Source organism: Ruminococcus sporogenes (assembly GCF_054655175.1).
Map to the genome: position 1 here is coordinate 735,897 of NZ_BAAHOA010000002.1, position 22,683 is coordinate 758,579.

Annotated in this window: 27 protein-coding genes and 1 riboswitch; of the genes, 11 read left to right on the plus strand and 16 right to left on the minus strand. The window is 39.2% G+C overall.

The features are described from left to right. Positions 1–46: 46 nt before the first annotated feature. The 11 genes from ACYQ0N_RS10055 to queA form a co-directional block, all read right to left on the minus strand. On the minus strand, positions 47–580 hold the full coding sequence (locus tag ACYQ0N_RS10055; protein ID WP_460162585.1) for a GNAT family N-acetyltransferase: 534 nt from the start codon (positions 578–580) through the stop codon (positions 47–49). Then, a complete protein-coding gene (glyA, locus tag ACYQ0N_RS10060; protein WP_177533298.1) occupies positions 573–1,826 on the minus strand; it encodes a serine hydroxymethyltransferase in 1,254 nt (417 codons plus the stop codon). Before glyA ends, ACYQ0N_RS10055 begins: the two co-directional genes overlap by 8 nt. A gap of 89 nt (positions 1,827–1,915) precedes the next feature. Next, the gene (locus tag ACYQ0N_RS10065) at positions 1,916–2,224 is read right to left on the minus strand and encodes a hypothetical protein (protein WP_460162586.1); all 309 of its coding nucleotides are present in this window, start codon (positions 2,222–2,224) and stop codon (positions 1,916–1,918) included. Between the two features lie 272 nt (positions 2,225–2,496). Then, a complete protein-coding gene (locus tag ACYQ0N_RS10070) occupies positions 2,497–3,099 on the minus strand; it encodes a pentapeptide repeat-containing protein (RefSeq protein WP_177533296.1) in 603 nt (200 codons plus the stop codon). Positions 3,100–3,116: 17 nt separating this feature from the next. Next, on the minus strand, positions 3,117–3,683 hold the full coding sequence (locus ACYQ0N_RS10075) for a manganese efflux pump MntP (protein WP_460162587.1): 567 nt from the start codon (positions 3,681–3,683) through the stop codon (positions 3,117–3,119). 9 nt (positions 3,684–3,692) lie between these two features. Next, positions 3,693–4,823 carry a tRNA guanosine(34) transglycosylase Tgt gene (tgt, locus tag ACYQ0N_RS10080; RefSeq protein ID WP_460162588.1) on the minus strand — a complete coding sequence of 377 codons (1,131 nt, stop codon included), beginning with the start codon at positions 4,821–4,823 and terminating at the stop codon, positions 3,693–3,695. Between the two features lie 15 nt (positions 4,824–4,838). Beyond that, positions 4,839–5,579 (minus strand): DUF3592 domain-containing protein, encoded by a 741-nt coding sequence (locus ACYQ0N_RS10085; protein ID WP_460162589.1) that lies wholly within the window; start codon positions 5,577–5,579, stop codon positions 4,839–4,841. Then, positions 5,551–6,129, minus strand: a complete 579-nt coding sequence (locus tag ACYQ0N_RS10090; protein WP_460162590.1) for a hypothetical protein — start codon at positions 6,127–6,129, stop codon at positions 5,551–5,553. The genes ACYQ0N_RS10085 and ACYQ0N_RS10090 overlap by 29 nt, the downstream gene beginning before the upstream one ends. Then, on the minus strand, positions 6,122–6,526 hold the full coding sequence (locus ACYQ0N_RS10095; protein ID WP_460162591.1) for a VOC family protein: 405 nt from the start codon (positions 6,524–6,526) through the stop codon (positions 6,122–6,124). Before ACYQ0N_RS10095 ends, ACYQ0N_RS10090 begins: the two co-directional genes overlap by 8 nt. Further along, a complete protein-coding gene (locus ACYQ0N_RS10100) occupies positions 6,516–6,917 on the minus strand; it encodes a PAS domain-containing protein (protein ID WP_460162592.1) in 402 nt (133 codons plus the stop codon). The genes ACYQ0N_RS10095 and ACYQ0N_RS10100 overlap by 11 nt, the downstream gene beginning before the upstream one ends. 53 nt (positions 6,918–6,970) lie before the next feature. Then, positions 6,971–7,996 carry a tRNA preQ1(34) S-adenosylmethionine ribosyltransferase-isomerase QueA gene (queA, locus tag ACYQ0N_RS10105; protein WP_460162593.1) on the minus strand — a complete coding sequence of 342 codons (1,026 nt, stop codon included), beginning with the start codon at positions 7,994–7,996 and terminating at the stop codon, positions 6,971–6,973. Positions 7,997–8,057: 61 nt separating this feature from the next. Continuing rightward, positions 8,058–8,231: riboswitch (Lysine riboswitch) on the plus strand. 106 nt (positions 8,232–8,337) lie between these two features. On the opposite strand from queA, the gene asd reads away from it, so the two are divergent. From asd to dapB, 3 genes are all read left to right on the plus strand, one after another. Beyond that, the gene (gene asd, locus ACYQ0N_RS10110) at positions 8,338–9,417 is read left to right on the plus strand and encodes an aspartate-semialdehyde dehydrogenase (RefSeq protein ID WP_460162594.1); all 1,080 of its coding nucleotides are present in this window, start codon (positions 8,338–8,340) and stop codon (positions 9,415–9,417) included. 34 nt (positions 9,418–9,451) lie between these two features. Beyond that, positions 9,452–10,339, plus strand: coding sequence for a 4-hydroxy-tetrahydrodipicolinate synthase (dapA, locus tag ACYQ0N_RS10115; protein WP_177533286.1), 888 nt, complete (start codon positions 9,452–9,454; stop codon positions 10,337–10,339). A 71-nt stretch (positions 10,340–10,410) separates the two neighbouring features. Beyond that, positions 10,411–11,169, plus strand: a complete 759-nt coding sequence (gene dapB, locus ACYQ0N_RS10120; protein WP_460162595.1) for a 4-hydroxy-tetrahydrodipicolinate reductase — start codon at positions 10,411–10,413, stop codon at positions 11,167–11,169. 58 nt (positions 11,170–11,227) lie between these two features. On the opposite strand, the gene ACYQ0N_RS10125 is transcribed toward dapB, so the two are convergent. Continuing rightward, positions 11,228–11,851 carry a DUF4352 domain-containing protein gene (locus ACYQ0N_RS10125; protein WP_177533284.1) on the minus strand — a complete coding sequence of 208 codons (624 nt, stop codon included), beginning with the start codon at positions 11,849–11,851 and terminating at the stop codon, positions 11,228–11,230. Between the two features lie 163 nt (positions 11,852–12,014). Between ACYQ0N_RS10125 and ACYQ0N_RS10130 the strand changes: the two genes are divergently transcribed. The 8 genes from ACYQ0N_RS10130 to ACYQ0N_RS10165 all read left to right on the plus strand — a co-directional run bounded on the left by ACYQ0N_RS10130 (position 12,015) and on the right by ACYQ0N_RS10165 (position 18,846). After that, positions 12,015–12,230, plus strand: coding sequence for a helix-turn-helix domain-containing protein (locus ACYQ0N_RS10130; RefSeq protein WP_177533283.1), 216 nt, complete (start codon positions 12,015–12,017; stop codon positions 12,228–12,230). A 201-nt stretch (positions 12,231–12,431) separates the two neighbouring features. Continuing rightward, complete coding sequence (locus ACYQ0N_RS10135) at positions 12,432–13,319, plus strand: substrate-binding domain-containing protein (RefSeq protein ID WP_177533282.1); 888 nt, start codon at positions 12,432–12,434, stop codon at positions 13,317–13,319. Between the two features lie 98 nt (positions 13,320–13,417). Then, a complete protein-coding gene (gene pstC, locus ACYQ0N_RS10140) occupies positions 13,418–14,251 on the plus strand; it encodes a phosphate ABC transporter permease subunit PstC (RefSeq protein WP_460162596.1) in 834 nt (277 codons plus the stop codon). Positions 14,252–14,256: 5 nt separating this feature from the next. Beyond that, positions 14,257–15,114 (plus strand): phosphate ABC transporter permease PstA, encoded by an 858-nt coding sequence (pstA, locus tag ACYQ0N_RS10145; RefSeq protein ID WP_460162613.1) that lies wholly within the window; start codon positions 14,257–14,259, stop codon positions 15,112–15,114. A 3-nt stretch (positions 15,115–15,117) separates the two neighbouring features. Continuing rightward, entirely contained in the window at positions 15,118–15,867 is a 750-nt protein-coding gene (gene pstB / locus ACYQ0N_RS10150) for a phosphate ABC transporter ATP-binding protein PstB (protein WP_177533280.1), read from the plus strand. Beyond that, positions 15,868–16,518, plus strand: a complete 651-nt coding sequence (gene phoU / locus ACYQ0N_RS10155) for a phosphate signaling complex protein PhoU (RefSeq protein ID WP_177533279.1) — start codon at positions 15,868–15,870, stop codon at positions 16,516–16,518. After that, entirely contained in the window at positions 16,515–17,198 is a 684-nt protein-coding gene (locus ACYQ0N_RS10160) for a response regulator (protein ID WP_460162597.1), read from the plus strand. The genes phoU and ACYQ0N_RS10160 overlap by 4 nt, the downstream gene beginning before the upstream one ends. Further along, positions 17,188–18,846, plus strand: a complete 1,659-nt coding sequence (locus tag ACYQ0N_RS10165; RefSeq protein ID WP_460162598.1) for a sensor histidine kinase — start codon at positions 17,188–17,190, stop codon at positions 18,844–18,846. Before ACYQ0N_RS10160 ends, ACYQ0N_RS10165 begins: the two co-directional genes overlap by 11 nt. 30 nt (positions 18,847–18,876) lie before the next feature. Here the strand turns inward: ACYQ0N_RS10165 and ACYQ0N_RS10170 are convergent, their stop codons facing one another. The 4 genes from ACYQ0N_RS10170 to ACYQ0N_RS10185 form a co-directional block, all read right to left on the minus strand. Beyond that, on the minus strand, positions 18,877–19,314 hold the full coding sequence (locus ACYQ0N_RS10170; protein ID WP_177533276.1) for a GNAT family N-acetyltransferase: 438 nt from the start codon (positions 19,312–19,314) through the stop codon (positions 18,877–18,879). A 69-nt stretch (positions 19,315–19,383) separates the two neighbouring features. Then, positions 19,384–20,262, minus strand: coding sequence for a carbohydrate ABC transporter permease (locus ACYQ0N_RS10175; RefSeq protein ID WP_177533275.1), 879 nt, complete (start codon positions 20,260–20,262; stop codon positions 19,384–19,386). After that, positions 20,259–21,287, minus strand: coding sequence for a carbohydrate ABC transporter permease (locus ACYQ0N_RS10180; protein WP_460162599.1), 1,029 nt, complete (start codon positions 21,285–21,287; stop codon positions 20,259–20,261). The genes ACYQ0N_RS10175 and ACYQ0N_RS10180 overlap by 4 nt, the downstream gene beginning before the upstream one ends. 95 nt (positions 21,288–21,382) lie before the next feature. Continuing rightward, the coding region (locus ACYQ0N_RS10185) for an ABC transporter substrate-binding protein (RefSeq protein ID WP_460162600.1) at positions 21,383–22,683 on the minus strand (1,301 nt) is incomplete at its 5' end.

Consider the following 22,683-nt stretch of genomic DNA (forward strand, 5'->3'; position numbering starts at 1 on the left):
ATATATTCCCCCGTCCTTCAAAGGCGGGGGAATAAAGCGTATGTTATTATATAAATTCTTCTTTCAGAACAGCGTATGAATAAAAATCATCCCAGATAGGATTACTTTCAGAATCCAAAAATTTATATGACATTTTTAAATGAATTCCTTCTCTTCTCATGCCAAGTCTTTCAAGCAACCGCCAGGAACGTTCATTTTTCACATTGCTGTATGCTATAATCCTGCGAACGTTCATGCTTTCAAAAGCATAATTCATTAAAGCCATTGCGCTTTCCTTTGCAAAGCCCTTACCTTGATAATTGAAATTAAACGTATATCCGATTTCATAGGTATCAAAGCTATTTTCATTATGAAAATAAAGCTTTCCTATCAATTTATTTTCACATTTTAGTACAACAGCATAAAAGCTTTCGTTATGCGATAAAGTTTCTGCTTCCTTTTTCGCCGACTCAAAAGAGAAAACATCATAAGGCTCAAAATAAACTATTTTTTCATCTGTCAGTATCTCGGCAAAGTCCTCGGCGTCGCAGCTTTTAAACCTGCGAATTATAAGCCTTTCTGTTTCGATTATATTATTCATACAGAGGATATTTGGTACAGATTTCAGTTACGCCCTCACGGATAAAGTCCGCCTTATTATCAAAATCCTTAGCTGCAAGATAGATATATTCGGCAATCTTCTCCATTTCCTCTTCTTTAAGACCTCTTGTCGTAACGGCGGGAGTACCTATTCTTAAACCGCTTGTTACAAACGGCTTCTGAGGATCATTAGGAATAGCGTTCTTGTTTACCGTTATATAAACTTCGTCAAGACGGTGTTCAAGTTCCTTTCCGGTTATATCGAACGGACGTAAATCAACCAGCATCAAATGGTTGTCCGTACCGCCGGAAACAAGATTAAAGCCTCTTTCAACAAGTCCCTTAGCCAGAGCCTGCGCATTCTTTACAACCTGCTGCTGATAGAGCTTGAATTCAGGCTTTAGCGCCTCGCCGAAGCAAACCGCTTTTCCTGCAATAACGTGCATAAGCGGACCGCCCTGTATGCCCGGGAAAATAGCCTTATTAATCTTCTTTGCAAGCTCTTCGTCATTTGTAAGAATAAGACCGCCTCTCGGTCCTCTTAGAGTTTTATGGGTTGTCGTCGTCACAACATCCGCATAGCCTACCGGAGTCGGATGGCATCCTGCGGCGACAAGGCCGGCTATATGAGCCATATCGACCATAAGATATGAGCCGACTGATTTAGCTATTTCAGACAAACGCTTAAAATCAATTATTCTTGGATATGCAGAAGCGCCGGCAACTATAAGCTTAGGCTTATTTTCCTTTGCAAGCTCTTCAACCTTATCGTAGTCTATAGTTTCATCATCGCCCAGACCATAAGAAACGAAGTTGAAATATTTACCTGACATATTAACAGGCGAGCCGTGAGTAAGATGTCCGCCGTGAGCAAGACTCATTCCCAAAACTGTATCGCCCGGTTCAAGAAGCGCAAAATAAACGGCTGTGTTAGCTTGTGCGCCTGAATGCGCCTGAACGTTGGCATACTGCGCGCCGAAAAGCTTTTTTGCTCTTTCGATAGCGATATCTTCAACTATATCGACACATTCGCAGCCGCCGTAATATCGTTTTCCCGGATATCCTTCTGCATATTTGTTTGTCAGAACCGAGCCCATAGCCGCCATAACTTCAGGAGAAACTATATTCTCGCTGGCGATAAGCTCAAGATTTCTTTTCTGTCTTGCAAGCTCCTTTGCCATTGCCTCTCCGACTTCCGCATCGGATTTGGAAAGAAAGCCTATTGTATCCATCAGGTTTTCGTACATATTAAAATTTCCTTTCGAGTTTATTAATAGTATTTATTATACACCAATATAAAGGAAATTTCAATAGATTTTATCTGAAATGTGTAATTTTAAATGTTTTCACGAAGAAAGCACAGCGCCGCATTATATATAAGCGACGGCTTGATGTTATTGTCCACAAGCATTTCCGCAAAGCTTACAGCAGTACCAAGCTCCCTTGAAAAATCATCTATTGACTCCTTGAATTTAATGGGACCTATGCCGGTCTCAGCCTCAATTCCATATGCGGTATATTCTTCTCCGCGCTGCACGATACGGCTTGTGGTAACGCGGTATGTAATCCTGTTGTTCCCCACAACCTCCATATAAGTAGATTTTTCGAGGGGAACGATTTTTTCTCTTTTTAATGTTGCCTGCATAGTTTTTACCGTCCTTTCTTTTTTATATCTACATTATAGCACAAAGCCCCGTTTGTGTGAACGGGGCTTTTTTAGCTTTTTTTGTTGGTTTATAAGGAAAATTTAATGAAAATGTTTTCTTCACGTTTTAACTAAAATTTATAAAATACCTCCATAGTCAAGAACTGATATAACCATCCAAATACTAAATACTGTTAATGATAAGGAAATTATAATACATAATATATAAAGGAAAAAAATATGCCCATCAATAATAAAATCTCATAAAATCCCTACAACCTTATTTTCACTCCAAGCATAGAAACAAGATCTACAGCCTGCGTCTGTGTAATAACCGCGCCTTTTAATTCTCTGAATGTATCCGAAACCGTTATTCCGTCAATAAAGCAATCGGTCAGGTCTATGTCCTTTAAAGAAGTTTTAAAAAAATCACATCCGCTTAATCTGACATCCTTCAGATTAACCTTTTTCAATTTTGATTCCTGAAAAAAAGAGCTTTTAAAATTACTTTCACTTATTCTGCTGTCATTAAAAACCGTACCGGTAAAATTAGCATAGCAAAACGAACAGTCAGAAATGTCGACTTCTTTAAATCCGCTTTGATTAAAATTTCCCCTGTCGCCGTTACAGCTTATAATACGCGATCTTTTCCATCCTCCGTTATTAAAGGAACACCCTGAAAAGTTACAGTTTAAAAATTCAGTTTCAAGAAAATCGCTGTTAGAAAAATCACAGCGTTCAAACTTACATTTAATAAATTTAATGAATCGAAATTCCAGATTAGATAAATCATAGGATAAATGTTCTCCGATAAAATCTGCACTTTCAATATAAGCGTCGCTTTCACGGGCATAATTTACATATTCCAAAAGCATTCTTACCTCCAAAAATCTCAGTTGAAAAACGTATGCTCCACAAAAATCTTCACGCCTATTCCCACAAGAATTATACCTCCTGCAAGCTGAGCCTTATTATTAAGAATTGTGCCGAATTTTTTGCCTATAAAAACGCCGGCCATACTGAATATAAAAGTAATACAACAAATTGACGACGCTGCAAAAGCAATATTGACGTTTTCAAGAGCAGCAAAGCTTACTCCTACGGCCAAGGCGTCAATACTGGTAGCTATCCCCTGCATAAGCAGCATTTTTGCACTCAGACAGACAACATCGCATTTCTCGTCATTTTTCCTGAAAGACTCAAAAATCATCTGTCCTCCGATAAATCCAAGAAGTATAAGAGCAATTATATGATCAAACGCAGTTATGTATTTAGCGAAACCCATTCCTAAAAAATAGCCTATAAGAGGCATAAGCCCCTGAAATCCGCCGAAGCAAAGTCCGGTAAGCAGTATTTTGCCTAATCTGATCTCCTTACAGCATAAACCGTTTGTTACCGAAACCGCAAATGCATCCATCGAAAGTCCTATTCCTATTAAAATAAGCTCCGTCAACCCCATATTGTCCTCCTAAATCCTCTCTGAAAGCAAAGAGGAGTATTTTTTTCTGAATTGTTCAAAATGTCCGCAGTCAAGGGAATCTCTAATTTTTTCGGCAAGCGTATTGTAAAAGTAAAGATTATGCATAACCGCAAGGCGTCCGGCCAGCATTTCACCGGCTTTAAAAAGATGGCGTATATAAGCCCTTGAGAAACTGCGGCAAACGGGACAGTCGCATTCAGAATCTATCGGTCTTTCATCAGTTTCATAGCATTTGTTTGTAAGATGCATGATACCGGACCATGTAAAGACTGTGGCATGTCTGGCATTACGGCTCGGCATAACGCAGTCGAACATATCCACTCCTCTGTAAACAGCCTCTATTATATTGCTCGGCGTACCGACGCCCATAAGATACCTCGGTTTGCCGGCAGGCATAAACGGCTCGACCAGTTCAATTATCCTATACATTTCCTCCGTAGACTCGCCTACTGCAAGTCCTCCGATAGCATATCCGTCAAGATCAAGCTTTGAAATATCCTCCATATGCTTTATGCGCAGATCATCGTACGTGCTTCCCTGATTTATTCCGAAAAGCATTTGCTTTTTGTTTATAGTATCGCTTAAGGAATTAAGTCTTTCCATTTCCTCTTTGCAGCGGTAAAGCCACCTGGTAGTACGTTCAATAGAATCTGACGCGTATTCGTGTTCAGACGGATTTTCTATACATTCGTCAAACGCCATAGCAATAGTAGACGCAAGATTCGACTGTATCCGCATGCTTTCTTCAGGTCCCATAAAAATACGTCTGCCGTCTATATGCGATGCAAAGTAAACGCCTTCTTCTTTAATCTTACGCAGCTTTGCCAGTGAAAATACCTGAAAACCGCCGCTGTCTGTAAGAATCGGCTTTTTCCAATTCATAAACCTATGCAGACCGCCCATTTCCCTAATTACCTTATCAGTAGGACGAAGATGAAGATGATATGTATTGCAAAGCTCCACCTGACATTTCAGGTCAACTAAATCAATTGAAGAAATCCCGCCCTTTATTGCTGCGGCGGTACCGACATTCATAAAACATGGAGTCTGAAACGTCCCATGAACAGTTTCAAACTTTCCCCGTCTCGCCTTTCCCTCTTTTTTTATTAACGTATACATAGATTCTCCTTTATTTTATCTGTAATCATGAATTTTTTCGTCCGCATATCGCGCGTCTATAAGTTCATAAATATCAACATAATATTTACTTCTGTCGCCCTTATCAACATAAACTGTTACCTCTCTGCCTATAAGTCCGGATATATCTTCGGTAACGCTTTCCGAGCTGTATAGATATTTTTCGCCGTTATAAGAATTTACAACCTCGCATTCAGCTTTAAACGGATGACGGTTATTTATTCTCACATTCTGTACCACATTAATATTTGTAACAGTTCCGTTCATCTTTTCTCCGTTTTTTATAATAGATTTTATGCGTCGTTTCCTTACTGCGTTTCTTAAGAAAAATACTCCTCCGATTACTGCAAAAAGTCCGCCGATTCCCATAAAAATAATCTCTAATATTTTCGAACCCGTCTTAATCTCCGAGGGATTATCTGGATTATAGTAAATTTCTATCTCCTTGCCCTCATACATACCGGAATTATATTCGTTTAGCGTTCTTTCATAAACTTCTCCGTCAACTACATATTCAACGATCACATTATAATGCTTTTTACTTCCGGAACGGCTGCTTCCTGAATAATAGGAATCAATTTCAGATATTTCAGCAGTGGTTTTCTCCGCGTTTTTCATAAAGGAATTACCTGAAATCAAAATCGCGCTTCCGACTGCGAAAAATATTATTCCGATTATAAAAAACAAAAAGCCGATAAATAAGAATATATTAATCGTTTTCATTTGTTTTTTTCTCATGTAAATATCCTCCGTATTTTATTTTTTCTGAATATGTATTTTTAACGCCGATTACAAATACGGATATTACCAATAAATCAAAAGCAATTGCCGGTATTGCTGCTGCAATATCTAAGAAAAAAATCAAAGAATAAAGCAGAAATGCAGCAAGCATAAAGAAGTAACCGAATCCCGAAACTATTCTATATGCCAGCAGCCTTTTTGAACTTACAGCAGAATAAATAACTCTTGACACAACAGAAAAAGCAATAATAACCAGAGCTATAATCACTGGAATAAATACAAAATAGCCTAAGATGAATGCTCCTCCAATAGCGCCAATTGCATAACCAATCGAATTAATTATTAGTCCGTATCCTTCTACATCATCGATTTCATCCTGGCTTCTAACTCTATTAATTTCTGTTTTGAGAGAATTAAGCTCTGCTTCACTCTCAAGATAACTTCCAAAACATATTGCTGCAAAAATCAGCAGAATTGCCGCTATAAGAAGCAAAGAAGCCATATTAAAATTCACTGGCCTTTTTACCCAAGTTTTAAACTTATCCATTCTGATATTCCTCCTTAAATGAACCGATTTCAATAAGATTTCCCTCGGGATCGGCAATATAGCAGGTTCTCTGACCCCATTCTTCGGTTTCCGGCGAAAGAACAGGCTTTGCTCCCATTTTTACAACTCTTTCAAATACTTCATCAACCTCAGCATAATTTTTTACGCTCATTGCGATTTCATAATGTCCGTTTAAGCCCTTTACATATTCATATTTTCTCGAAGTCATTTTTTCAAAATCGCTTCTTCCGTACATAAGAAAAAGCGTGCCGTCCTTTTCAAGGAAAACATTATTCATCCCCTCTGACCACTCAATTTCAAAGCCGAGGACATCATGATAAAACTGAACCATTTTTTTCATATCCCCAACCATTATTCCAAATCCGTCAAGCTTCATTTATTCTTTCCTCCGAAATCTTATTTATTTTTTCATAAGGCTTTTCCGTTTCAGGCGTCCTATACTCATGCTTTTCGTAATATCCGATCAGTTCTCCCCTGTAGTTTCGTAAAGCTATCATATAAACATCTTTATTCTGCTTCCGATTGTGAAATGTAAAAATACGGTTATTGCCGCGGCTTTCATTGAACCATTTAATAACGCTTTTAATTTTACACACCGAATCATTATTATGACAGTCAAGGAGAGATTTACCGACAAGTCCATAGCCGCCGCTTTTTTTATAGCTTTCCGCGGCGGCCGGATTCATATAAATTATCTTATGTTCAAGACTGCAAACGACTATCGGAGCAATATCCATATCAATAATGCTCTTAAAAAACTGCTCCATTAAAGCTACCTCCTGTTTCCACATTTAACCGACTTTTTCCGGCAGAATTATTTTCAAATAATAATCATCGCGTCTCCGAAGCTGAAAAACCTGTACTTTTCAGCTACGGCGGTTTTATACGCGCTCATTGTTTTATCATATCCCAAAAATGCCGATACAAGCATAATAAGCGTGCTTTCAGGCAAATGAAAATTCGTTATAAGTCCGTCAAGAAGCTTAAATTCATAGCCGGGATAAATAAAAATATCGGTATAGCCGTCTCCGGGCTTTACCAATCCGTTATCAAGATTCATACTTTCAAGCGTACGGCACGAGGTTGTTCCTACGGCTATTATCCGTCCTCCGTTGTTTCTTGTACGATTTATTTTATCAGCGGTTTCTTCGCTCATATGATAATGTTCGCTGTGCATCTTATGCTTTAAAATATCGTCCTCTTTTACGGGGCGGAATGTGCCCAAACCAACATGAAGCGTTACATAAGCAATATCTACGCCCATTGCCTTTATTTCCTCAAGCATTTCCCTTGTAAAATGCAGACCGGCGGTAGGCGCGGCCGAAGAACCGATTTCCTTTGAATAAACCGTCTGATAGCGCTCCTTATCCTCAAGCTTTTTTGTTATGTAGGGCGGAAGCGGCGTCTGTCCGATCTCATCAAGAACAGAATAAAAATTTCCGTCGCATTTGAATTTAACAAGCCTGTTTCCGTCTTCCTTCACTTCTACAACAACAGCGGAAAGTTTTCCATCCCCAAATGTAAACTCGGCGCCCTCTCTTGCTTTTTTCCCCGGACGACATATTATTTCCCACAGCTTATCCCCTCTTTGCTCAAGCAGCAGAAATTCAATAAAGCTTCCCGTCCCCTTTTTTTCGCCGTATAGCCTTGCGGGAAGTACCCTTGAATCATTCAGCACAAGCAAATCACCTTTTTTAAGATATTCGCATAAATTATAGAAACGGGCGTGAATTATTTCTCCGCTGGCCCGGTCGATTTTCATAAGTCTGGAATGATTTCTCGGCTCAACAGGCGTCTGAGCAATCAATTCCTCTGGTAAATCATAGTTGAAATCAGATTTTTTCATATTTCCACCTCGAAATTTTAAAAACTGTATTGACATAACAAGAATAACGTGATATTATAAAAACTATGGTAGAGGTGCAGCCGCGATTAGTACCGCCTGATAGGATAACCGGTCCGTTTTATTCAGACGCGAAAGGCAAAGCTGCCGAAGAGCAGATTCCGGTAAAATCTGTTCTGATTGCAGTCTTAACAGGACTGTGATTGTCATCAGCGTTTGATGGAGAGCTATCGGCATTCAATTTAAAAATAGTTGCAATGTCAATATTTCTATTATATCGTATGATGGACCGGTTTTCAACCGGTTTTTTTAATTTATTATATTTAACAAGAGGAGTTTTTAAAATGAAGCATTACAGAGTTGGAATCATCGGTGCAACAGGTATGGTCGGACAGAGATTTGCTACTTTGCTTGAAAATCACCCTTGGTTTGAAGTCAAGGCTTTAGCCGCGTCTCCGAGATCGGCCGGAAAAACCTATGAAGAGGCTGCCGGAAAAAGATGGGCTATGCAGATTCCGATGCCTGAAGCAATGAAAAATATGATCGTGTTAAACGCGGTTGACGATATTGAAAAAATAGGAAAGCTTGTTGATTTTGTTTTCTGCGCGGTAGATATGAAAAAATACGAAATCAAGGCTCTTGAAGAAAAATACGCGAAAGCAGAAATTCCGGTAGTTTCTAATAATTCCGCCCACAGAGGAACGCCAGACGTTCCAATGGTAGTTCCTGAAATAAACGATGACCATATTCAGATCATTGAGGCTCAGAGAAAACGTCTTGGTACAAAAAAAGGCTTTATTGCGGTTAAATCAAATTGCTCAATTCAAAGCTATGTTCCGGCACTGCATCCTCTGAGAGAATATGGGATTACTAAGGTTCTTGCCTGCACATATCAGGCTATTTCGGGAGCAGGCAAAACGTTTGAATCCTGGCCCGAAATGGTAGATAACCTTATTCCTTTCATCGGCGGAGAAGAAGAAAAATCAGAACAGGAACCGCTCAAGGTATGGGGACACATTGAAGGCGATAAGATAATCAATGCGTCAGAGCCATCAATTACAACACAATGTCTAAGAGTTCCGGTATCAGACGGTCATACAGCGGCGGTTTTCGTTTCTTTTGACAAAAAGCCTTCAAAGGACGATATTCTGAAAAAATGGCGTGACTTTAAGGGTGCGCCTCAGGAGCTTGATCTGCCGTCCGCACCAAAACAGTTCATTCACTACTTTGAAGAAGATAACCGTCCTCAGGCTAAGCTGGACAGAAACCTCGAAGGCGGCATGGCTGTTTCAACCGGACGTTTGAGAGAAGATACACAATATGATTATAAATTTGTTTGCCTTTCCCATAATACATTAAGAGGAGCTGCCGGCGGCGGAGTTCTTTTGGCAGAGCTGCTTGCGGCAAAGGGATACTTTGACTGATTGAATTAAATTTCACAGCAGAATGGAGATTCTTATGAAAAATACTATTTTTACAGGAGCCGGCGTTGCAATTATAACCCCAATGAACGATGACGGTTCTATCAACTATGAAGGTTTTGCAGAAAATATAGAATATCAGATTAATAACGGCACCGACGCTATAATTGTCTGCGGAACAACCGGAGAAGCTTCTACAATGACAGACGAAGAACATATTGAATGTATACGCTTCACCGTGGAAAAGACTAAAGGCAGAGTACCGGTAATTGCCGGAACGGGAAGCAACGACACTAAATACGCCGTGGAGCTTTCAAAAACGGCGCAGGAAAAGGGCGCCGACGGTTTGCTGCTTGTTACGCCTTATTACAATAAGGCCTCTCAAAAGGGACTTATTGCTCACTTCGGAGCTATATCAGAAGCCGTCGACATTCCGATTATTTTATATAATATACCCGGAAGAACAGGTGTCAGTATTGAAATTGATACTTACAAAAGGCTTGCAGAATTTAAAAATATTGTAGCGGTCAAGGAGGCAAGCGGGAATATAAGCTATACCTCAAAGCTTATTTCCCAATGCGGAGATACGCTTGACGTATACAGCGGAAACGACGATATAATCGTTCCCATGATGTCTATAGGCTCGAAAGGCGTTATTTCCGTTCTTTCGAATATAATGCCTAAGGAAACGCATGAAATGACTAAGCTTTGCCTTGAAAATAATATCAAGGCTGCCGCAGAGCTTCAGATGAAATATCTTGGGCTTATCAACAGTCTTTTTATTGAGGTCAATCCGATACCTGTAAAAGAAGCCATGAATATGATGGGTATGGCTGCCGGACCGTGCAGACTGCCTCTTTGTGAAATGACCGATGTACACAAAGAAAATCTGAAAGCTTCTTTAAGCAAATTCGGACTCGTTTAAACAAACCGCTTTACAGCGCCGCATACTGAATATATGCGGCGCTGTTTAAAAATGAAAGGAAATTACATACTATGACTAAAATCGTAATAAGCGGAGCAAACGGAAAAATGGGGAAAACCGTTTATAGCTGCGTATCCCAGCGAAACGACTGTATTGTTTCCGCCGGTATTGATATAAATACTGATAAATATGCCGACTTTATTATATATAAATCTCCGAATGATCTTCCGGAAAAGCCGGACGTCATTATTGATTATTCACATCCATCATGCTTAAATAAGCTGCTTGAATACTGTTTAGCAACCGGTACGCCGGTAGTATTGGCGACAACAGGATACAGCGACGATCAAATCGCACAGATAAAAAAAGCGTCTGAGCAGATACCGGTATTTTTCTCATGGAATATGTCGCTTGGAATAAACCTGCTCGTTCAGCTTGCCAAAAAGGCAACCGCTATTTTAGGCAATCAGTTTGATATAGAAATTATTGAAAAGCACCATAACCAGAAAATCGACGCGCCGAGCGGTACTGCTCTAATGATTGCAAATGCGATTAACGAAACACGCGAAAATGAAATGAAATTTATTTATGACAGACATTCCAGACGTCAAAAGCGCGAGCCGAACGAAATAGGACTGCATGCTGTAAGAGGCGGCACTATTGTAGGCGTGCATGAGGTGATTTTTGCAGGAAACGATGAAACTATTACAATTTCGCATTCCGCAGCGTCTAAAGCAGTTTTTGCCGAAGGGTCGGTTAATGCGGCAGAATTTATAAAATCCAAATCTGCCGGACTTTACGATATGGGAAATATTGTCGAAAGCAAATAAGCAAATAAATACATCAAATATTTAAAGCATCAGCCTAAGCTGATGCTTTTTTTATTAATTATTTCGCCTGTTCTGAGGTTGCTTTAAATATAATTCCATCTGAGTTCCAGAAATCAGGCGTTACCTTCACCTCAAATTCCTTCCAACCGGACGGCGCTTCAAGAGGGATAACGCCTTTTATCTTTTTACCGGGTGAAATAGTTCCATCTAAACCTGAAAAATTTTCATCAGCCATTGCTGACGCACTTATACTTGCCGAATAGCCATCAAAATATGAATCAAAACATATAATTGAGGAAATTGAAAGCTCACTATCTGAATTGTTTTCTATTTCAAACTCGGCATAAACAAATGTATTTCCGCTTTGCGGCTTAAAAAATCCAGATCCATTTTTGTTTTTTATTGAAATAAAGCTTACTTTTACATCATTCTTTTCAACGTATTCACCCACTGTATAGTATTTGCTTTTTTCAGATGATGAACTGCTTTTTCCTGAACCAAGCTTACCAGAAGTTTCTTTGCTACCAATTGCTACTGACGCCGCACCGACAATAATTATTATTAAGACAATTACAAAAACCATCCTTTTCTTGCTCTTTTGCTTTTTACGGCAGTTAGGGCATATCTTAGCATCATACGCTATCTCCTCCTTACAATATTTACATTGTTTTGTTTCTGACATTATGTACCTCCGTTTATTTTTCTTTATTTATGAAAACACTGTTGTTAGTACTTATTTGTACTAACACTTACATTATACTCCGTTCTTGTGTTAAAGTCAATAGTACCAATTAGTACTAGATATATTTTTGTATATTTTTAACGAAAAAAGGAGAAATAATTATATGTATTTTCAAAGATTAAGAGATCTTCGTGAGGATATGGATTTAAACCAGACGCAGATAGCAGAAATACTTCACACAAGTCAAACAGTATATTCACGTTACGAAAGAGGATTTCAAACTATTCCGGTAGAACATCTTCTAATACTTGCGGATTTTTATAATGTTTCAATTGATTATATTCTTGGGAGAACTAATAATAAAAAGTTAATAAAGTAAACAGGTTTCTTATTTATCTCTGTTTTACATTTATTCAGGATTATGTAAAATTTATTTTACTCAGATTTAACATTTCATCTCTTTTGGATTTTACATTTCTGTTTTAAAATAGAATACGTAATCATTAACCGATGATTATATAACTTGAATTCTTGGCGTTCCGCCTGCCGTAAAAGACGGATTTAAAACAGGAGATTAATTATGAAAAAAAATTTCTGCTTAAAAAAGACTTTAGCTTTGATTATGTCTGCCGCATTATCGGGTTTGCTCGCAGTAGGATGCGGATCTGAAGCATTCAGTGCAAAAGAGGATATTACAATTGTTTCAAGAGAGGACGGATCTGGAACGAGGGGCGCTTTTGTAGAGCTTTTCGGTATTGAAGAAAAGGATGAAAGCGGCGAAAAGGTCGACAGAACAACTACGGATGCTCAAACTACCAATAATACATCAGTTATGATGACGACGGTTTCGGGAGATATGTATGCAATAGGATATATTTCTCTCGGATCTCTTAATAACACCGTTAAAGCCGTTAAAATCGACGGAGTTGAGCCGACTGTAGATAACGTAAAAAATGAAACCTATAAAATAGCCCGTCCGTTTAATATCGCTTATAAGGAGGACGCTCTAAGCGACGCAGCAAAGGATTTTATAAACTACATAATGAGCAGCGAAGGGCAGCAGATAATCACTGACAACGGTTATATCAGTATAGACGGAGCTCAGCCCTATTCCGGAAATAATACGGGAGGAAAAATAGTTATCGCCGGTTCATCATCAGTTTCACCCGTTATGGAAAAACTCGCAGAGGCTTATAAAAAAATAAACGCCGACGCAGATATAGAAATTCAGACAAACGATTCTACAACCGGAATGACGTCTGCTGCGGACGGTGTGTGCGATATCGGAATGGCTTCAAGAGAGCTTAAGGACAACGAGCTTGAATCAGGTCTTACACCTCTGGTAATAGCCATGGACGGTATAGCGGTAATTGTAAATAACGATAATCCTGCGTCAGATATTTCAAGCGATGAAATCAAATCTATTTATATCGGAGAAATAGGCAATTGGGAATCCATAATAAAATAGCTTTCATAAAATCATATGTAATATTTTATGCTTGACGTTTTAAGCGCCAAGCATAAAATATGCTGTAAATGCTGCAATTTAGCAGAACGGAGATCTATATGAAGAAAAATTTACTGGAAAAGTTAATGGGCGGAGTATTCCTTATAGCCGCCTGCGTATCTATACTGGCCGTTGTTATGATATGCCTTTTTTTATTTGCAAACGGCATTCCGGCTATCGGGAAAATTGGTTTTTTAAAATTTCTAACAGGCGAGGTTTGGAGGCCTTCTAACGATATATACGGAATTCTGCCTTTTATCCTTGGAAGTCTTTATGTTACGGCCGGCGCCATCATAATAGGCGTACCGATCGGTATAATGACCGCAGTATTTATGGCAAGGTTCTGTCCTAAAAAGCTTCACAGAATACTCAAGCCTGCAATTGATCTTCTTGCCGGAATACCGTCCGTTGTTTACGGTTTTTTCGGACTTGTTATGATTGTTCCCGTTACGGGAAGCTCAATAATAACTGCGTCGGTAATTCTTGCGATAATGATACTTCCTTCAGTTATCAGCGTATCGGAATCTGCGCTCAGAGCGGTTCCCGAAAGCTATTATGAAGGCTCTCTTGCTCTCGGCGCAACGCATGAAAGAAGCGTATTTTCAGTTTTACTTCCCGCCGCCAGCTCTGGCGTATTTGCCGGAGTAGTTCTCGGAATAGGACGCGCAATCGGAGAAACTATGGCTGTTATGATGGTTGCCGGAAATAATACGGGTATGCCGAAAAGTATTTTTAAAGGAGTACGTACCCTTACGTCAAATATCGCTATGGAAATGGGATACGCAACCGGCTTGCACCGTGAAGCTTTAATTGCAACCGGAGTAGTGCTTTTTGTATTTATACTTATTATTAATTTCTGTTCCTCAATGCTTAAAAGGAGGAACGGAAGATGAATCCTATGAATAAACAAAGTCTCAAAGAAAGATTGGCTCATTATAAGAATTCCCCGGTTTCCCAGATTCTGCTGATACTTGTACTTATATGCGCCGCTTTAACTGTTATTACCCTTATATTCATTGTTATATATATACTGATAAGAGGCATTCCTCATCTTTCTTTATCGCTATTCTCACCTACATATAATTCCGATAATGTTTCTATGCTTCCCTCCATTATAAACACATTTATAATGACTCTTATATCATTGATTATAGCCGTTCCCTTAGGTATCTTTTCCGCCATATATTTGGTTGAATACGCTAAAAGAGGAAACAAGCTTGTCGGGATAATAAGAATGACGACTGAAACTCTTTCAGGTATTCCTTCTATTGTTTACGGTCTTTTCGGTTTCCTGTTCTTTTTAACCACCTTGAAATTAGGCTATTCCATTCTTTCCGGCGCATTAACGCTCGCAATAATGATTCTTCCTCTTATAATGAGAACAACCGAGGAAGCACTTAAATCTGTTCCGGATTCATACAGAGAAGGCAGTTTCGGACTTGGGGCTGGAAAGCTCCGCACAGTGTTCAGAATCGTACTTCCTCCTGCCGTCCCCGGAATACTTTCAGGTATTATACTGGCAACCGGTCGAATTTGCGGAGAAACTGCGGCTTTGATATTTACCGCCGGAACGGGTACGAAAATAGCTCTTAACCTGATGTCCTCCGGAAGAACTCTGGCAGTTCATATGTATAATCTATCAAGCGAAGGGCTGCATATAGACGAATGCTATGCAACAGCAGTAGTACTTTTGGCTCTTGTGGCTGTTATCAACAGCATTTCAGGACTTCTTGCAAAAAAATTATCGAAAGGATAAAACATGGATAAATTTAATGTAGAAAATCTAGATCTTTATTATGGTCAATTCAAGGCTCTTAAAGATGTCAGCATAAAAATACCTGATCACGAAATTACAGCTTTTATCGGTCCATCCGGCTGCGGAAAGTCAACTCTGCTGAAATCGCTTAACCGCATGAACGATCTCGTTGAAGGGTGCTCTATAAAGGGTACCGTTCTTCTTGACGGTGAAGATATTTACGGAAAAATGGATGTTAATCTGCTGAGAAAGCGAGTAGGAATGGTTTTTCAGAAACCAAATCCGTTTCCGATGAGCATTTACGATAATATAGCCTACGGTCCAAGAACCCACGGAATACGTTCTAAATCCAAGCTTGACGATATAGTAGAAAAATCGCTGAGAGACGCGGCAATTTGGGACGAAGTGAAAGACAGACTGAAAAAAAGCGCACTGGGTATGTCAGGAGGACAGCAGCAGCGCCTATGTATTGCAAGAGCCTTGGCCGTTCAGCCTGAGGTTCTGCTGATGGATGAGCCGACGTCCGCTCTTGATCCCATTTCAACATCTAAAATAGAAGACCTTGCAATTGAACTGAAAAAGGAGTATACTATAATCATAGTAACCCATAATATGCAGCAGGCAGTCAGAATTTCCGACAACACAGCATTTTTTCTTCTCGGAGAAATAATAGAATATGATAAAACTGAAAAGCTTTTTTCAATGCCGTCCAACAAAAAAACTGAGGATTACATTACAGGGAGGTTCGGTTAAATGCGTAATAAATTTGATAAACAGCTTGAAACGCTGCATGTAGAGCTAATAAAAATGGGAGCTCTCTGTGAGGACGCAATCTCCGGTACGGTAGACGCGTTAGAAGATAATAACGATGAAATTGTTCAGAAAGTCTTTCATATAGAATCTGAAATAGATCAAAAGGAACGCGATATAGAAGCGTTATGTATGAAGCTGCTGCTTCAGCAGCAGCCTGTAGCGACGGATCTCCGAGTTGTTTCAGCCGCGATGAAAATGATTTCAGATATGGAACGTATAGGCGATCAAGCGGCGGATATTGCTGAAATAACAAGATTCCTACAGCTTGCCCCTCTTCGAAAGGTTGTTCCCGTTGATAAAATGGCTAATGCTGCGGTCAGAATGGTGACAAATGCGATTGATTCGTTTATCAAGAGGGATCTTACTCTGGCCGGCAGAGTTATCGGTTCAGACGATATTATAGACGACCTTTTTGTTTCAATAAGAAAATATCTTGTGGAATATATAACAAAGCATCCGGAAAATAGTGAAAACTGCCTTGATATGCTTATGATAGCCAAATACTTTGAAAGAATAGGCGATCATGCGGCAAATATTGCAGAATGGGTAGAATTTTCGATAACAGGTGTTTACAAAGGAGAAACACTATGATTTATATTGTCGAGGACGACAGCAGTATAAGAGAGCTTGTAGCATATACGCTAAAAATGGCCGGGTTTGAAACGGATACTTTTTCTAACGGAGAAGAATTTTTTATAGCATTATCCAATTCCAATCAACCTGAGCTGATACTTCTTGATATTATGCTGCCGGGCGAGGACGGAATTACAATATTAAAAAAAATCAGAAATTCATCTAAGACGCGTTCCATACCTGTTATTATGATGACCGCTAAGGGTACTGAATATGACAAGGTATTAGGACTTGACAACGGCGCTGACGATTACATCACCAAGCCATTCGGAATGCTTGAACTCATTTCCAGAATAAAAGCAGTATTGAGAAGAACGAGCGACAACCCTTCGGATTATGAGCTTCATGCGGGAGATATTACTGTAAACCCCGGAAAACACAGAGTAATGGTAAATGGAGAAAACGTTATTCTGACCTATAAGGAATTTGAAATGCTCTGTATGCTGATTGAGAGCAAGGGTCTTGTTCTTTCAAGAAATAAGCTTCTTGAAAGTATATGGGGTTATGATTTTGACGGTGAAACCCGCACAATCGACGTTCATATCCGTTCTCTCCGCTCAAAACTGGGTGAAAGCGGAAACATCATAGAAACTGTACGCGGCGTAGGCTATAAAATCGGAGCAGATTATGAAACGTAAAATATCTTTAAGCATGTGCTGTATAGCGGCATTTTCAGTCCTTATAACAGCGCTGATGATCTCTTTAGTTCTTTATAACAGAAATTATAAGAACATGACTAATTATATACAAAATGAAGCGGAATATATGGCTGCCGCAATGAATTATAACGGAGTCGAATATCTCGACTCCGTTAAAGATGTTTCACCAAGCCGAATTACATGGATTGCAAACGACGGTAACGTTATTTTTGACAACAGCGGCAAAAAAATGGAGAACCATTCCGACCGTTCAGAATTTAAAGAAGCCATTAAAAGCGGCATAGGTGAAAGCTCAAGGCTTTCTGAAACGCTTGGCAAAAAAACATATTATTATGCAATTTTAATGAACGACGGCACAGTATTAAGAATATCTGACACCACCAGCAGTATTTTCAGCGACATTTTCAGCAGTCTGCCGTATCTTATATTAATAACATGTATTATTTTGATTATAGTTATTTTTGTATCGCGCTTTCAGACAAAAAAGATTGTAAAGCCTATTAATGAAATAAACCTTGATTCCCCTCAGTCAAATATAGCCTACGACGAGCTTTCACCGCTTCTGTCTCGTATTGAAAAGCAAAACCGCGATATACATGAATTTATAGATAAGCTTCAAGCAAAGCAAAACGAATTCAAAACTGTAACTCAGAATATGAGCGAGGGACTTATTATTATAAACAGGCGTAATATTCTTTCCTACAATAAAAGCGCCTTAAAAATTCTTGGTAACGAGAATGTTGATTATACCGGCAAAAGTATTCTGGAATTCAATCATTCGAAGGCATTTATAGACGCGGTAGAGTCTACTCTTAACGGAAACGCCAATGAAATAAACATGCCTATTGACAATAAAAATTATTTGATGATATCCAGTCCGGTTTTTGATAATAACTTGGTAACAGGAGCGGTTATACTCTTGATAGACACGACGGAAAAGAATTCAAGGGAGGCTATGAGACGAGAATTTTCAGCAAACGTATCTCACGAGTTAAAAACCCCGCTTACGACAATTTCGGGATATGCCGAAATAATGAAATCCGGATGGGCTGATCCTAAGGATTATCAGATGTTTGCGGAGAAAATATATAACGAAGGTAAAAGATTAATTAATTTGATTGACGATATTATTAATCTTTCCAAGCTTGATGAAAATAACAATGAATTAAAAAAAGAACCGGTGAATCTGCTTACCGTCACTCAGGATATAGTAGCCGCTTTAGCTCAGAAGACAAAGGATAAAAACGTCACGTTCAATATAAGCGGCGAATCTGTTGAAATCAATGCTGTTCCTCACCTCTTATATGAAATGATTTTCAATTTATGCGATAATGCAGTTAAATATAATAAGGATAACGGAAAAGTAGATATTAACATTGATAATAGCGGCGGAAATCCTAAGCTGACAGTAAAAGACACCGGAATAGGGATTCCAGCAGAAGATACGGAACGCGTATTTGAAAGATTTTACTGCGTTGATAAAAGTCATTCAAAGGAAACAGGAGGTACCGGACTGGGTCTTTCAATTGTAAAACACGGCGCTAAACTTCATAATGCGAAAATAGATATAGACAGTGTTCTCAATAAAGGAACAGCAATTACACTGACTTTCGAAAAAGCAATTTAATAATATAAAAGGACGCTTAAAGCGTCCTTTTTATTTTAATATTTCCATCTGAAGGTAATTAAGCTGTTTAAAACCATTTCTTTCATATAGTCTTATCGCTCCTTGATTATTTTCGGTTACTTCAAGTCTGAATCTGGAATAATGCTTATAGCAATCTAAAACATACTTAAGTAATGACGAAGCGATTCCCCTTCCCCGCGCTGTCGGAGCAGTATAAAGCTCTTCAATCCAAACCACGTCGCCTCCTGATTCATTTGAATAAGTAAACGAAAGCAATACATACCCATATACAATACCATTATCTTCATATAAATATGCTTCACAAAAAGGCGAAGATTTTAAAAGCTTATCAAAAGTAGTGGAAGCATATTCAATTGGTATAGAATGATCCACTCCCTCCCCGCTATAAAAATCCATACACATATCAATAAAGATCTGTTTATCTGTTTCAATAAATTTTCTTATCATAATTCCTCCAAATAATAAAACAGCAAGCATAAAAGCTTGCTGTTTTTATTATAACATTGATATTTAGTTTTATTCCTTTACGCCGCCGAGCGCAACGCCTGCAACGATAAAACGAGAAAGCAAGAGATAAATTATAACAACCGGAATGATTGAAAGCGCAATACCTGCATAAATAACACCATAATCCGCAATCTTATCATTTGATTTAAGGGCATTAATCATCATCGGCATTGTTAATTGTTCAAACTTTCTTGATGTAAGAATCATTGACGGCTGATAGAAGTTATTCCAGTTAAGAATAAATGCAAATATCGACTGAACTGCAATAGCAGGCTTCATCATCGGTATAGCAATTGTCAAAAATGTTCTGAATTCTCCACATCCATCAATTCTTGCAGCTTCGACAATATCAAGCGGAAATGATGATTTCAGATACTGTCTCATAAAGAATACAGTAGCAGGAGCAGCAACAGTAGGAACTATCAGAGGAATAAACGAGTCATTAAGACCAAGATTGATCATGAACTGTAAGAAACCAACTGAAGTAACCTGCATAGGTACCATCATAACAGCAAGAATAAATGTAAACGCCGGACCCCTTAGCTTAAAATCGTATACGACAAGACCATAAGCAGTAAGAGCAGAGAAAAATACGCTTAAAATTGTACTTCCAATAGCGATAATAGCGCTGTTCTTAAAGCCTATCAGCGGATCAAATTTATACAAACCGTTTGTAAGAAGCTCTTTTATGTTTCTTACAAGCTGATCTCCGGGAATAAAAGTAACCGAATTAATAATATCAACATGTGTACGCGTCGAGTTTATAAAAAGTATATAAATCGGCACAATACAAATTAAAGTTAAAATAACACAGACTAAGAACAAAAGAATTGATTTAAAACGGAGCTTAGCAGTGTAGTTATCTTTAACATTATTACTGTTACTCATATCTCCATACCTCCCAATCCCTTCTGCTTAGCTTTCAAGGCTTTCATGTTGGCCTTTCGTTCTTTCTTTTTAGCAAGTTCATCCTTGTCCCTGTTCATATAAAATGCTACGGAACCGAGAATTATTGTAATGAAGAACAGAATAACCGACGCTGCGGCAGAGAATCCGTAGTTAGGATTCGGCATTTTTTCACGGAAATGTTCGTAGATAAATACAGCAGCCGTCTTTGTATACTCATTTCTTTGCGTTCCCTTAGTATACATATAAGGAATATCGAACATCTGCAATCCGCCTATCATTGATGTAACAACAGTATAAAGCATCATTGGACTAAGAAGCGGAAGGGTAATTTTTCTAAACACCTGTCCGCTGCTTGCACCGTCGATATTAGCAGCTTCAAATAGAGATGGATTCAATCCCATAATACCGGACATAAGCATTATCATGGTATTACCGAACCACATCCAGCACTGAATAAACATGACCATACCTCTTGACTGCCAAACGCCTGTTACAAACTTAATAGGATTATCAATAATTCCGATACTCATAAGAAGGTTATTGACAGGACCGTATTTAGATTCAGCGAAAAGCGAAAGATACAAAGCTGCAATAGAAGCGGCAGTAAGAATATTAGGCATGTACATTACTACTTTAAAAAATCCTTTGCCCTTGATCTTCAGTTTAGCGTCTGTAAACCAAACAGCAAGTGCAAGAGACAGAACTATCTGAGGAATAAAGTTGCCTATCCAGACAATAAAAGTATTTCCAAGCGTCTGTATAAACGTTTCATGAATAGCTGAAGATGTACGTCCCATACCGGTACCGAAAAGAAGCGCCTGAAAGTTCTGAAGACCTACAAAATCGTCAACTTTTTTTCCGTTTCCGAAGAAACTCAGGTAAAACGTGTTAAATAAAGGATAAAGCTGAAAAAAGCAATATACCAGAAAAAATGGCAATATAAAAAAATAACCATATTTAGCATAGCTGATCGAGCGAATTCTCCTTTGTGCAGCAGATGCCATAAGTACACCTCTCTCTAAGAAATCAGATTAAATACATGTTTACGGGATGGGTAAATCCATCCCGTAAGCACATTATACAGAATTATATTATCAGATTAATCTACTGTAATATCTGTAACGCTTTCAGCAACTCTGTCCTTGAAGTCTTCAATACAAGCAGCAGCATCTGCTGTTTCACCTGCACAGTAAGCGTTTACTGCATCTATGAATGCCTGCTTGATAGAAGCGTCGTATGGAGTGATCAGACCGTTAAGGTCGATATTCTTAGCTGTTTCGTGAAGAACTGCGAACTGATCCTGACCGCCGAGAAGAGGATTGCTGTTTGACTTTTCATCAACAATCTTCTGCATTACGTTCATGTTGTTTACATACTCAGGCTTGCCGAGAGCATATTTTTCCATTGAAGCTTCGTCAACTGTGAAGTACTTGATAAAATCGTAAACCATGTCTGCGTTATCTGTGTTAGGTGATACGCACATCCATGTACCGCCCCAGAAGTAAGGTGTAGGTCCGTTGCAAACATTCCACTTACCGTATGTAGCGCCGCCTTCACCGCCAGCAGCAGAAAGAAGGATTGATTCGCCGAAGCCCCATGTTGAAACGAAGTAACCCATTGTGTCGTCTGTCTGGCCTGCTGCCTTCCATTCGTCTGTCCACTGGTTAAGATCCATAACATACTTGTTGTCTCTCATATCCTTAGCGAGATCAATAAATGTATTGCAGAAATCGTCAATTACAAGAGCGTCGTCCTTAACCCAAGGCTGCGATCTGTTAGCAGCAAATGCCTGCCAGATACCGCCGAGAGTTGTTGTCAGAGCTGTCTTATTGCCTGATGCCTCGTAAACTTCCTTAGCTGTAGCCTGGAACTTATCCCAGTCAGAAACCTTTTCCTGCATTTCTTCAGGCGTCTTAACTCCGAGGTACTGTTCAGCAAGGTCTGTTCTGTAGCACCAACCGCCAGGAGCAGCCTGCCATGAAACGCCCTTGATTACGCCGTTTGAGTCCTTACCGATATCCATTGTGTAAGCATACTGACCGGCAAAGTCTTCATCCTTAAAGCCAAGCTCGCTCATAGGAGCTGTTGCAGAATCGTCATTGATATACTTGAGAGCCCAGTCAGCCTCAACCATGAACAGGTCAACGTCGTCGCCGCCGAGGAAATACTGATCGTACTGAGCAGCAGCCTCACCGCCGCCTACGCTGAAGTTTACAAAGTTAATCTGGTCGTCTGTATAACCAGTATCACCCTTCCACATTTCAAGCATAGGGTTTACGTCGTCAGGTGTCCAGCAAAGAATTGTCATCTTGTCGCCGCCTGTTTTAAGTGAACCAGTATAGCCTGCTTCACCCTCGGCAGTCGATGATTCGCCACCTTCTGCCGCTGATGTTTCGTCAG